We start from the raw sequence: 12,345 nt of genomic DNA on the forward strand, positions 1-12,345 counted from the left end.
AGCAATTGGACCGCTCCATGACATCAAAAACTGTTTTGCCACCGCTCACCCAAATTCCCGCCTCATTGCAAACGATTGCAGACTATGAAATTGAGGCAGAAAAGCATCTGCCTGAGATGGTCTGGCACTATTTGCAAGGTGGTGCTATGGATGAGATCAGTGTTCGGAATAACCTCGCTCAGTTCCAAAACCTGCACTTGATACCACGCATGTTAAGAGATCTCACTCAAGGCAATACGAGCTGTGAAATCTTAGGACAAACCTTTCCACATCCTATTTTTGTGGCACCGATTGGACATCAACAGCAGTTTCATCCTGAAGCAGAAGCTGCAACCGCACTGGCAGCTGAAGTACTCGGTAGCAATATGATTTTGAGTACTTTTACCAACACGGACATGCGAACATTCAAACCTGAGAATCCTTACAAATGGTTCCAACTGTATTGGCAAGGTAACCGTGATAAATCTTTGGCTTTGGTTAAGCTCGCTGAGGCACAAAACTTCACCGCCATTGTCATCACTGTGGACTCACCACATACAGGTATCCGTGACCGAGAGCGTCGAGCCTTCTTTCACCTCCCTGAAAATATGCAGCATCCGCACACTCCTACCCATATTCCACTGCCTGAACTGCGAGAAGGCGATCATCCCGTGTTTAACGGACTAATGAAAATTGCTCCAACGTGGGACGACATCGCATGGATGGTTCAACAGACTGATTTACCCATCCTGTTAAAAGGCATCGTCAGTCCACTCGATGCACAACTGGCCATTCAACATGGCATACAAGGCTTAATTGTGTCTAACCACGGCGGTCGTGTTTTAGATACCTGTATTCCGCCACTAAAAGCCTTGCAACTCATCAAAAAAGCCGTTCCGCATGACTTCCCTCTTTTATATGATGGCGGTGTTCGTCGCGGCTCAGATGTGTTTAAGGCTATTGCCTTGGGAGCTTCCGCGGTTTTAGTTGGGCGACCATGTATTTATGGTCTTGCCACTGCGGGTGCCTTAGGCGTTGCCCATGTGCTTAAAATCTTAAAAGAAGAATTTGAGATCACCATGGCGTTGATGGGCACTGCAACACTTGCAGATATACAGCCCGATATGGTCATAGAGTTCTCATAACCTCTTCAAAAAAGTGAATGAAATAAACCAAATTCGAGAAATGAAGAAAAAAGATTAAACACATCTCAAAAATACACGGAAATATTTCCCCTATATATCCAATTAAAGGGAAATATTTTTTCAGATACGACTAAAAGCCATAAAAAAAGAAAAATCTTTTCGACCGAACTGGATTAAACTCTTAAATATAACGTTACAAGGTTACTCACGGTAAATCTAAGTCGTATCAAACATTTACGTTTACAAACACCCTGAATACTCCCTTGTAAATAGAGACCATAGACACAATCTATATAAATAGTAGGTTGCTTTTTATTACCCACTCAAATGCAACCCGTACTATGTAAGGAGTTACCTCATGATGTTGGCTGATCCAAGTAAAAAATATCGTCGCATGTATCAACGTGTTGACTTGCCAGACCGTCAATGGCCAAACAACGAAATTACAAAAGCGCCTATTTGGATGAGTACTGACCTGCGTGATGGTAACCAAGCGATTTTTGAACCGATGGATATGGAACAAAAATTTAAAATGTTCCAAATGTTGGTGAAAATTGGATTCAAGAATATTGAAATCGGTTTCCCTTCAGCATCTCAAATTGACTTTGACTTTACCCGTAAATTGATCGAAGAAAATCACATTCCAGATGATGTGTATATCGAGGTTTTAGTTCAAGCACGTGATCATTTGATCCAGCGTACTTTTGAGTCTTTAGCGGGTGCAAAACGTGCCATCGTGCATATTTATAATTCAAATGCACCAACCTTCCGCCAAAAAGTCTTAAATGTTGATGTTGCAGGTGCGAAGCAATTAGCAGTCAATGCAGCCAGCAAAGTCAAAGAATATGCAGCGCAATATCCTGAAACGGAATGGGTGTTCCAGTATAGCCCAGAGTGTTTCTCTGCAACCGAATTAGAAGTTGCAAAAGACGTGTGTGATGCAGTTACCGAAATTTGGGAAGCATCACCAACCAATAAAGTGATTTTAAACTTACCTGCTACGGTTGAAGTTTCAACCCCAAACGTTTATGCAGACCAAGTCGAATGGATGCACCGCAACATCGCGCGTCGTGATGGCGTGATTATCTCTGTACACTGTCACAACGACCGTGGCTGTGGGATTGCTGCCTCAGAATTGGCCATTATGGCCGGTGCAGATCGTGTCGAAGGTTGTGTGTTTGGTAATGGCGAACGTACAGGTAACGTCGATGTCGCTGCAATTGCTTTGAATATGTACTCTCAAGGTGTTGCGCCAAACTTAGATTTCTCAAATATCAATGAAATCATTGCAACGGTAGAAGAATGTACGGGCTTGCCTGTTCACCCTCGCCACCCTTATGCAGGTGATTTAGTCTTCACCGCATTTTCTGGTTCGCATCAAGATGCCATTAAGAAAGGTTTCGAGTTCCAAAAGAACGAAGAAATTTGGGATATGCCGTACTTACCAATCGACCCAAAAGACCTGGGCCGCGACTATGATGCTGTGATTCGCGTCAATTCACAGTCAGGTAAAGGTGGTATTGCTTACTTGTTAGAAGCAAATTACAACGTAGTATTACCGCGTCGTATCCAAATTGAATTCTCTCAAACCGTACAAAAACGTACCGATGAAGAAGGCACTGAAATTACCGCACAAGAAATTTGGAAATTGTTCAAAGAAACTTATGTAGACACCAAAGATACGCATTACTCGACTAAAAACTACCGTTTGTATGACAACAACGGCAAACAAGTGGTTGAGCTTGAAGTTGAAGTGAATGGTGAAACGCAGCAATTACGTGGCGAAGGCAATGGTCCAATCTCTGCAATGTTGGATGCTTTACAGTTACCAATCGACGTCTTGAGCTACGAAGAGCGTGGTATTAGCTCTGGGGCAAATGCTAAAGCCTTGGCTTTGGTTGAGTTACAAGTCAAAGGAACGGGGAAATCAGCCTTCGGTGCAGGTATTCACGACAACATTGTGACCTCATCGATTGAAGCTATTATTGCATGTACCAACCGCTTAATTGATCAAGGTGTGTTAAGCACAGATCAAGTGATTGCTGCTGCGGTATAAGTATTAGCAATAATAATTAGCACTAAAATGACTTTAGAAGGATACCCTCAAGTGGTATCCTTTTGTTTATTAACCCCAAAGATTTAAGGCGAATTATTCCTGTGTCTTTTCCTGCTGACTCCGTGGGTATCGTTAGTCCACAAAAGTTTACTTTTGAAGAGCCCTTAGAGCTCGAATGCGGTCGTATTCTCCCTCGTTATGAACTGATGGTTGAAACCTATGGTGAGCTCAATGCAGATAAATCCAATGCGATTTTAATTTGCCATGCACTATCGGGTCATCATCATGCTGCGGGTTACCATCATGCTGACGATAAAAAACCAGGTTGGTGGGATGCTTGTATTGGCCCAGGTAAAGCGATTGATACTTCAAAGTTTTTCGTGGTTGCACTGAACAATATTGGGGGCTGTAGCGGTTCAACAGGGCCAACTTCGCCAAACCCTGAAAATGATAACCGTCCTTATGGTCCTGACTTTCCTTTAGTCACCGTCCGTGACTGGGTTAAAACCCAAGCTATTTTATCCGATCATCTGGGTATTCAAGTCTGGAGTGCGGTGATTGGTGGTTCGCTGGGTGGTATGCAAGCCTTGCAATGGTCGGTTGATTATCCTGACCGTTTGCAAAAATGCGTGATTATTGCCAGTGCACCGAAACTGTCTGCTCAGAATATTGCCTTTAACGAAGTCGCACGTCAGTCAATTTTGTCTGATCCAGACTTCCATGATGGTCGCTATCTTGAAAATGACAGCTATCCAAAACGTGGCCTAATTTTGGCGCGTATGGTCGGTCATATTACCTACCTGTCTGAAGAAGCCATGAAACAAAAATTCGGCCGCGACTTAAAGTCAGGCAAATTTATGTATGGTTTCGATGTCGAATTCCAAGTCGAAAGCTATTTGCGCTATCAAGGTGAGCAATTTAGCCGTAACTTTGACGCCAACACTTATCTGATTATGACCAAAGCTTTGGATTATTTTGATCCTTCGCGTGAGTATGAACAGTCTTTAGTTAAAGCCATGTCACAGACCAAATGTCAGTTCCTCGTGGTGTCCTTTACCACCGACTGGCGTTTTACCCCGCAGCGCTCACAAGAGATTGTGGATGCGCTGATCACCAACCACAAACCAGTGAGCTATTTAGATATCGACGCTGAACAAGGCCATGACTCATTCCTGTTCCCGATTCCTTTGTATGTAAAAGCATTACGTGCATTTTTGGGTGGTTCTGAACACCTTCAAGCAACATCTCAGGAGGCTGTGTAATGCGTATTGATCATCAACTGGCAGAAAAATGGATCAAACCTGATTCCAGCGTACTCGATTTAGGTTGTGGTGACGGTGAATTACTGGCCCATATGAGTAAAAAGCACAATATTCGCGCATATGGACTGGAAATTGATCAAGAAAAGATTGCAATTGCGGTCGGTCGCGGGTTAAATATTATCCAACAAGACTTAAACTTGGGTTTAAGCCGCTTTGCAGACCAGTCTTTTGACTATGTCGTTATGGCACAAGCCTTGCAAGCGGTAGATGCACCAGATGTTTTATTACGTGATATGGTGCGTGTAGGGAAACAGGCGATCATTACTTTTCCGAACTTTGCCCACTGGAAGACCCGTTCTTTCTTGGCACTGAAAGGAATGATGCCCGTTTCTGAAGCTTTACCGTACATGTGGTATAACACACCCAATATCCACTTATGTACTTTCCGTGATTTTGAAGCACTTTGTGCGGAAAATAACATCAGAATTATTAATCGACTCGCTGTAAATGGGGATCAACAAGATAGTTTACTCAGTAAACGTCTCCCGAATTTGTTTGGTGAAGTCGCAATTTATCGAGTGAGCGCTCTATGAAAAAACTATTCTTAAGCACGACACTACTGGTTGGACTTTTGAGCATTCAGGCTCATGCAGATTATGTTTCCCCAACCACGTCTGTTGCGAGTCAAGCTGCACAATATTCTGTTATGGATATCAATAGCTTAATTAAAGCGGCAAAAGCAGGTCAGCCTGCTGCGCAGTTCTATCTTGCAACCAAGTATCAACAAGGTAAAGACATCTCTGCAGATGAACGACAGGCCTTTGCTTGGTACAAAGCCGCTGCAGATCAAGGTCTTTCAGCTGCTCAGCTGAATGTTGGCCGTATGCTTGCAGATGGCCTAGGCACCAAAAAAGATGAATCTTTAGCACGTCAATACTTTGAAAAAGCAGCCAGCCGTGGTGATAACCGCGCAAGCTTTAACTTGGCGATGATGGAAGAGCAAAAGAAAAACTACATGGGTGCTTATCAATGGTATGAGCTTTCAACCCGTGATGGCATGCTCGATAATAAAGTGATTACGCTTTCTGAAGGCAAGAAAACAGCCTTGGCGGCAAACTTAACACAAGATCAAATTCGCCAAGCACGTGACCGTGCAGACAAGTGGATTCAAGCTCAATAAGCTTTTATTTCCAAACTCAGCACCTTCGGGTGCTTTTTTATTGCCTATCCATGAGTCGGACTTGTTAAAATAACCGCATAATTTTTAAAGCACGGATCTTTCACATGGCATCAACTGATTGGTTATCTCAAGGTACCTTAGTCCTCGCAAGCAATAACAAAGGCAAAATTTCGGAATTTGAAAAATTATTTGCAGAGCTCAACTTACCTGTTGAAGTGATTGCTCAAGGTAAATTGAATATTGAAGATGCCATTGAAGATGGTTTGAGCTTTGTCGAAAATGCGATTATTAAAGCACGCCATGCTTCTAAAATTTCAGGAAAACCAGCCATTGCAGATGACTCTGGCATTTGCGTCCCTATTTTAGATGGTGCACCGGGGATTTACTCTGCACGTTATGCAGGCGAACACGGCGATGATGCTGCCAATAATCAAAAATTATTAGCTGAACTCAAGCCACTGCGTACAGACGGTCAAGCGATTGAAGGCATGTTTGTATGCGTTTTAGCGTTAGTACAACATGCTGATGATCCTCTTCCACAAATTTTCCAAGGCATTTGGAAAGGTGAAGTACTAGAAGCTGCACGTGGTGAAAATGGTTTTGGTTATGACCCGCTGTTCTGGTTACCCGAGTTAGGGCTTTCAAGTGCAGAAATGAGCAAAGAAGAAAAAAATAAAATCAGCCATCGTGGTCAGGCGATGCAACTGTTTAAAGCCAGTTTAGAACAATAAAAACTAAGCTGTGTAATGTTGCCCCTTCTCCCCTCGGGGAGGACGGTGGCGAAAGATTTTCCATATTCTCCTCTATCGCCCTTGCGTAGCAGTACTATGTATTTCTAGCTAAAAGTGAGTGCTTAGATCACAGCGAATACATGTAGCAATAAACCATAAATACTCACCACGACACAGCTGATGATCGTACCTGAAGCAATGTATTTTGCCGATGTGCCTGTACCTTGATAATGCGTTTCCAAAGCCACAATATTGGCTGCTGGCGGTAAACAGAACAATAAGAACATGACCCCAATATATTGTTCAATATTAGGAATAGCGAGGTAACGATAACTCAGCCCACACAGCACCACGCCACATGCTAATTTTAACAAAGCCGTCTGACCACTTTGCCACAGGTCCGCTTTCTCAACTTTGGTGTGCCTCAACCACATGCCCAATACACACATGCCAGAGAAGCTCATACCAAATTTGGCTGCACTATAAATCACATCAATCAGATCATGCTGTGACCAATGTTGTACCCCAACGGAACGCAAAATGAGGGCCAGAATCAAAGCAATCATGGGTGGAGCACAGAGCACTTTTTTTAAAATAAATGAAAAAGCTAACGGTGTCTGGCTCACAGCTGTCACTGCCCAGAGATTGCCAAAAATAGAACCACCGATATATAAGGCCACCATTGCTGGACTATTTTTTGTGCCAAACAACGCAATCGCAAAAGGAAAGCCTAGCCATGCCATATTGACATAACTAAAACACAGGGCGCTTAATTTATTCTTTGAAAAATATAGGAAAAAGTAAAATAAGAGCACGGCCACGACAAAACTGAATAACATCAGACTAAAGCTACCAGCCTGATAAAACACCATGTTGTAGACAATAACAATCGGAATAAAGCAACGTGCTAAAAGACTTGAAAAGCCTGTTTTCAACCGTGTTGCCAATGGAGTGGATGCAAGGAATAAACCACTAAGAAAGGCCAACAGAGGGAGCAGCAACGTCACTTCAATATCCTTGAAATTTCACCGAATCATCATAACACTGCTTTTTCTCAAAATCAGTGCGAAGCGATCGTTTTGTCTTGAAATTGAAACATCATCGTCACCGCAATGTCACACAAGCCTGTTGATATAGGGGAAACGAAAAATGATGAGGATCTACCCATGGCGGGATTATCAATTTGGCACGTACTAATTTTTGCAATTGTAGTTATTCTTCTTTTTGGTACAGCCAAACTTAAGAACTTAGGTAAAGATGTCGGTGGTGCGGTGAAAGACTTTAAAAAATCAATCCGTGATGAGGAAGCTGAAGCAGCTCAACTCAATGAGCCACGTACCTTAGAACATCAAAATAGCAACACAAGCAACTCAACCGTCAAACATTAAGTCATTGGAGTTTTGCAATGCTCAATATCGGCATGACAGAGCTTTTGGTGTTTGGCATTATCGCACTATTGGTTCTTGGACCAGAGAAATTACCTGAAGCAGCGCGCTTTGCGGGCAAGTGGTATGGCAAAGTCAAACGCATGGTCAGTAATGTGCAAAATGACATTGACCGTGAGCTACGGATGTCTGAATTACGTGAGCAAATGCAAAATGAAATGAAGCGAATTCAGGAGCTTGAACAAAAGATGCAAGCTCAGATGCAACACATACAACAACAAAATATTTTGGCAAATGAAAAACACCAAGAAACTGCCACACTCGATAATAAAAATATCTCCCATACTTATCAGTATGTAGATCAAAAAGCGCCTGTATTTACACTTCAACCTATGAAACACAAGTCATCTGTAGATTCGGTACCTTATTTAGGCTGTGTTCAAAATAGCTTTGAACCGATGCGGGAGGCTGTATGAAATCTAACAACTTAAGCCCTGTAGTGACTCAAGATTCAGAGCAACTGCTGCTTGAAGAAATGCCGATTACTAAGCACTTGATCATCTTAAGAGGTCATTTATTTAAAATCGTCGGTTTAATTCTCATTTTGTTTTTTTGTTTATTGCCTTTTGCCAATCATAGCTACCAAATGCTATCTGAACCCTTACGAGCACAACTTCCAATTAGTTCATCTATGATTGCAACGGATGTTACCGCTACCTTTATGGCGCCATTTAAACTGAACTTTTTTGTGGCTCTCATGCTGGCCATGCCTTTTATCATTTATCAGCTTTGGGCTTTTGTAAAACCTGCGCTATACGAAAAAGAAAAATCACTCGCAACGCCTCTTTTGATTGGTAGTATTGCTTTATTTTATGCTGGTGTGGCTTTTGCTTATTTCATTGCACTGCCATCCATTTTGCACTTTTTTATCAGTGTTTCCCCTGACACTGTGGCCCCAATGACAGACATCAACAGCTATCTCAGCTTCTGTCTAAAACTGTTTTTGGTTTTTGGCTTAACATTTGAAATTCCTATTGTTACCTTGATACTCATCTTGATTGGGGTGGTGAGCACACAACAATTGGTTGAAAAACGAAAATTCATTATTGTCGGCTGTTTTTTTGTTGCAATGTTTGTGACCCCACCTGATGCTCTTTCGATGATTATGCTCGCGATACCGATGTGGCTTTTATTTGAGATTGGTCTCTTTTTAGGAAAACTGATTGAAAAAAAGCGAGCTACTGAAGTTTAAGCTCCCCGATTTAAAACAATGAGCAGGCAAAATTGCCTGCTTTTTTTATGGCTAGATGTGCTACTGATCATTTCATGTTTTTGACATATAAGCTTCACCACGCTGTCATATTGACGCTTTACCTTGTTTGTAACTTTCTAAAAACGACCAAGCAAAGACGCTAGGAAAAGACATGACATACCAAACTCCATATCACGAAGATCAAGAACTCGATAACAATAACTCAAGCAATACACATTTTCGCGATATTTTAGAAAAACACATTTCACGCCGTAGCTTAATTAAGAAAACTGCAAGTGGAGCGGCTGCGTTAGCATTAGCATCAAGCTTAACAGCGTGTGGAGATGATGATAATTCTACAAACAATGAAACAACGCCTCCAACCGATCCAAACGTACGACCACAGAAATTAACATTTACCCCAGTAGATAAAAACTTAAATGACTGGGTTACGGTGCCTGAAGGCTATACAGCAACTGTACTCTATGCAATGGGCGATTCGATTAACCCAGCATATGCAGCATGGGATGATCAAAATGTCCCGTCTGGTCCGAGTTTCCAATTCCGTTCAGGTGATTGCCATGATGGTATGAGTTTTTTTGGTTTAAACAACTCAACTGGCCGTTATGATTCGTCTGCCTCAGAACAAGGTCTTTTGGTGATGAATCATGAATACATCAATCCAACATTCCTACATCCTAAAGGGCCAACTAAACCCAATGGCCGACGTCCTGAAGACGAAGTAATTCGTGAAGTCAATGCACATGGGGTTTCTGTCGTTCATATCAAGAAAGACAATACCAATCAAAAAGTTGAAATTATACAAAACTCGTTATTTAATCGCCGCATCACAGCATCCACGGTGATGGACTTTAACGGCCCTGTTGCCAACACTACTTTACTTGCGACCCAATACTCACCTGTCGGGACGAAAACGCGTGGTACGCATAATAACTGTGGCAATGGCTACACCCCATGGGGCACTTATTTAACTACTGAAGAGAACTTTATTGGATACTTTAAACGCGCTGGTGCAGATGAATATTCAGGCCGCTCAGAGAAAGAAAAAATCGCATTAAAACGTTATGGCTTGGGCTTAAGTATTGATTATCTTTATGAGAAAAATGCAGATGGCACCCCGAAGAAGAATGAAAAAGGACAAATTATTTACCTCCTTGATCTAGCAGGAAATAAAATCCCAAATAAAGATGAGCAAAATCGTACCGTTTATTTGGATACGAACTCACGTTATGCTTGGGAAACCGCAATTGGCGAAGCTGAGTCGCAAGATCTATATGACCGTTGGGATGCAACTATTAAAGGAGCAACTGCTATACAAGACTTCCGTAATGGGCCGAACACCTTTGGTTGGATTGTAGAAATTGACCCGTTTAACGCAGGTCAAAACCCTGTAAAACGTACTGCACTAGGACGTTTCGCACATGAAGACTGTCGTGCAAGCCGTGCAATTGAAGGCCAACCGTTTGCCTTCTACATGGGGGATGACTCTCGTGGCGAATACATTTATAAATTTGTCTCGGATGCAACTTGGGACCCGAAAGACATTAACACAGGTTACCGAGCAGGTGACAAATACATGAACAATGGCAAGTTCTATGTGGCTCAATTTAATGATGACGGTACAGGACAATGGGTCGAATTGGCTTATGGACAAAATGGCCTAAATGAACAAAACAGCATTTACCCATTTAGCTCTCAAGCAGAAGTCCTGACCTTTGCACGCTTAGCAGGTGACACGGTTAAAGCAACCAAGATGGACCGTCCAGAATGGGTCGCAGTTAACCCAGAAAATGGGGAAGTTTATGTTACGCTGACCAACAACTCAAACCGTGGTACAGCATATACAACCGATGCAGCGAATCCACGTAACTATAGCGACCCAGAAGGCGGTAAAGGCAATGTCAACGGTCATATCATTCGCTTCAAAGAAGAAAACTCAGCGGCAGAGACCTTTGAATGGGATATTTACTTATTTGGTGCTGAAGCTGCGATGGCGGAAAACATTAACCTCTCAGGTTTAAATGATAACAACGATCTGTCATCACCAGATGGGATGTGGTTTGACCCACGGGGCGTGCTGTGGATTCAAACCGATGATGGCGCGTATACCGACACAACTAACTGTATGATGCTTGCAGCCTTACCGGGTCAAGTGGGTGATGGCGGTGCTGCAACTGCTCCAAATGAACAAGCAACTATTGTGGGTGCAAAAGTTACAGATGAAAACTTACGTCGTTTCCTCACAGGCCCTGCTGAATGTGAAATCACAGGGGTAACCATGACGCCTGACCACAAAGCCATTTTCATTAATGTGCAACATCCGGGTGAAGACTCTAAGAGCTACGATGCACCAACCAGCCACTGGCCTGCAAGCCAAACCGATCGTACGAACCAAACTGCGCGTCCACGTTCGGCAACCGTGGTCATTACACGTAATGATGGCGGTGTGATCGCAGGTTAAGAAAAAAAACGCAGTAAATGCCGACATTATGTCGGCATTTTTTATGGTTTAAAGAATACCGTCTGTTCCGTGATTTTTCCTTTGAACTCACCCAGCTGCTGCTTTTCAAGCCAAGACCATTGTTCATGGGTCATGCGCAGGAAGTTAGAACAGCGTGTCCCATAAATCGGACTTTGAATAAAGGTCGAAGATAATAGCTCTTCCATATCCTGACTGATCCCAGTTTGTGGCAACAAGTCTGGAATAATCTTGCGTTCATCCTCCAAAATATCCCAAGCTGTCGCCTCTAACTCGCTTTTTAAGATGTTAGATTGTTGCAACATCGGTAGGAACTCTTGGGTAAAGCGCTTACGTAAATGTTTGGTTTTTTCCCAATGTTCCGTCATCAAACCATTCGACACCACATACACGCCTTTCGGAAGAACCTGTGGTGCTTCACCACGATTGCTCATATAGACCGCCTGATAGCGATCCCCCATAAAAAGATTAAAGCCAGCATAGTCACATTGTTTTTTCTCTAAGTCTTGAGCAAAACGAATCGGGGTTTGTTCAGACTCTAAAAAGGATTGAATCAAATGTCCACGAGACGTTGGATAGCTGGTTTGATCCTTTCCATCGCGAAAGTTGGTTAAAACTGCCCAACGTCCTGTTGGCGTTATACCCATCCATGTGCCGCCAGACTGCAAATCTTGCCCTGCAATAATCGGACTATTTTCCCATTGCTTTAAATGGCTCGAAGGGCGCTGATAGAACTCATCTCGATTTGAAATCAAACACAATGGCATCTCATCCAAGACCTGCCATGCTATTGCCACAATACACATAAACGATACTCATCATCTTTACACATTGAATGTACAACATTTTTCATCT

General features: G+C 42.7%; 12 protein-coding genes. 10 read left to right on the plus strand and 2 right to left on the minus strand.

The annotated features are described in order from the left end of the window. The first annotated feature begins 17 nt into the window (after positions 1-17). The 6 genes from AC5EUN_RS14140 to rdgB all read left to right on the plus strand — a co-directional run bounded on the left by AC5EUN_RS14140 (position 18) and on the right by rdgB (position 6,353). Positions 18-1,124, plus strand: coding sequence for an alpha-hydroxy acid oxidase (locus AC5EUN_RS14140; RefSeq protein ID WP_159153365.1), 1,107 nt, complete (start codon positions 18-20; stop codon positions 1,122-1,124). Between the two features lie 358 nt (positions 1,125-1,482). Continuing rightward, the gene (leuA, locus tag AC5EUN_RS14145) at positions 1,483-3,180 is read left to right on the plus strand and encodes a 2-isopropylmalate synthase (RefSeq protein ID WP_004979043.1); all 1,698 of its coding nucleotides are present in this window, start codon (positions 1,483-1,485) and stop codon (positions 3,178-3,180) included. A gap of 101 nt (positions 3,181-3,281) precedes the next feature. After that, positions 3,282-4,442, plus strand: coding sequence for a homoserine O-succinyltransferase MetX (metX, locus tag AC5EUN_RS14150; protein WP_058868904.1), 1,161 nt, complete (start codon positions 3,282-3,284; stop codon positions 4,440-4,442). Then, positions 4,442-5,035 (plus strand): methionine biosynthesis protein MetW, encoded by a 594-nt coding sequence (metW, locus tag AC5EUN_RS14155; protein WP_004979039.1) that lies wholly within the window; start codon positions 4,442-4,444, stop codon positions 5,033-5,035. The genes metX and metW overlap by 1 nt, the downstream gene beginning before the upstream one ends. Further along, positions 5,032-5,622 carry a tetratricopeptide repeat protein gene (locus tag AC5EUN_RS14160; protein WP_004692440.1) on the plus strand — a complete coding sequence of 197 codons (591 nt, stop codon included), beginning with the start codon at positions 5,032-5,034 and terminating at the stop codon, positions 5,620-5,622. The genes metW and AC5EUN_RS14160 overlap by 4 nt, the downstream gene beginning before the upstream one ends. A gap of 104 nt (positions 5,623-5,726) precedes the next feature. Next, positions 5,727-6,353: an RdgB/HAM1 family non-canonical purine NTP pyrophosphatase gene (rdgB, locus tag AC5EUN_RS14165; RefSeq protein WP_159153366.1), complete on the plus strand. Its 627-nt coding sequence runs from the start codon at positions 5,727-5,729 to the stop codon at positions 6,351-6,353. Between the two features lie 122 nt (positions 6,354-6,475). Here rdgB and AC5EUN_RS14170 read toward each other — a convergent pair whose 3' ends face one another. Further along, positions 6,476-7,360, minus strand: coding sequence for an AEC family transporter (locus AC5EUN_RS14170; protein WP_159153367.1), 885 nt, complete (start codon positions 7,358-7,360; stop codon positions 6,476-6,478). 159 nt (positions 7,361-7,519) lie between these two features. On the opposite strand from AC5EUN_RS14170, the gene tatA reads away from it, so the two are divergent. The 4 genes from tatA (at position 7,520) to AC5EUN_RS14190 (ending at position 11,472) form a co-directional block, all read left to right on the plus strand. After that, positions 7,520-7,741, plus strand: a complete 222-nt coding sequence (gene tatA / locus AC5EUN_RS14175) for a Sec-independent protein translocase subunit TatA (RefSeq protein WP_148826751.1) — start codon at positions 7,520-7,522, stop codon at positions 7,739-7,741. Positions 7,742-7,758: 17 nt separating this feature from the next. Further along, complete coding sequence (tatB, locus tag AC5EUN_RS14180; protein ID WP_159153368.1) at positions 7,759-8,214, plus strand: Sec-independent protein translocase protein TatB; 456 nt, start codon at positions 7,759-7,761, stop codon at positions 8,212-8,214. Beyond that, positions 8,211-8,990 (plus strand): twin-arginine translocase subunit TatC, encoded by a 780-nt coding sequence (gene tatC, locus AC5EUN_RS14185; RefSeq protein WP_159153369.1) that lies wholly within the window; start codon positions 8,211-8,213, stop codon positions 8,988-8,990. Before tatB ends, tatC begins: the two co-directional genes overlap by 4 nt. 172 nt (positions 8,991-9,162) lie before the next feature. After that, on the plus strand, positions 9,163-11,472 hold the full coding sequence (locus tag AC5EUN_RS14190) for a PhoX family protein (protein ID WP_159153370.1): 2,310 nt from the start codon (positions 9,163-9,165) through the stop codon (positions 11,470-11,472). A 41-nt stretch (positions 11,473-11,513) separates the two neighbouring features. Here the strand turns inward: AC5EUN_RS14190 and AC5EUN_RS14195 are convergent, their stop codons facing one another. After that, positions 11,514-12,296, minus strand: coding sequence for an NRDE family protein (locus AC5EUN_RS14195; protein WP_159153371.1), 783 nt, complete (start codon positions 12,294-12,296; stop codon positions 11,514-11,516). Positions 12,297-12,345: the final 49 nt, after the last annotated feature.

The organism is Acinetobacter sp. CAU_H_S170_2 (assembly GCF_058890445.1).

Bases quoted from the DNA above. Each gene is read 5' to 3' on its own strand.
- AC5EUN_RS14160 (WP_004692440.1), top strand. From the start codon at position 5,032: ATGAAAAAACTATTCTTAAGCACGACACTACTGGTTGGACTTTTGAGC.
- tatC (WP_159153369.1), top strand. From the start codon at position 8,211: ATGAAATCTAACAACTTAAGCCCTGTAGTGACTCAAGATTCAGAGCAA.
- AC5EUN_RS14195 (WP_159153371.1), bottom strand. From the start codon at position 12,296: ATGTGTATTGTGGCAATAGCATGGCAGGTCTTGGATGAGATGCCATTG.
- AC5EUN_RS14190 (WP_159153370.1), top strand. From the start codon at position 9,163: ATGACATACCAAACTCCATATCACGAAGATCAAGAACTCGATAACAAT.
- rdgB (WP_159153366.1), top strand. From the start codon at position 5,727: ATGGCATCAACTGATTGGTTATCTCAAGGTACCTTAGTCCTCGCAAGC.
- metW (WP_004979039.1), top strand. From the start codon at position 4,442: ATGCGTATTGATCATCAACTGGCAGAAAAATGGATCAAACCTGATTCC.
- AC5EUN_RS14140 (WP_159153365.1), top strand. From the start codon at position 18: ATGACATCAAAAACTGTTTTGCCACCGCTCACCCAAATTCCCGCCTCA.
- leuA (WP_004979043.1), top strand. From the start codon at position 1,483: ATGATGTTGGCTGATCCAAGTAAAAAATATCGTCGCATGTATCAACGT.
- tatA (WP_148826751.1), top strand. From the start codon at position 7,520: ATGGCGGGATTATCAATTTGGCACGTACTAATTTTTGCAATTGTAGTT.
- tatB (WP_159153368.1), top strand. From the start codon at position 7,759: ATGCTCAATATCGGCATGACAGAGCTTTTGGTGTTTGGCATTATCGCA.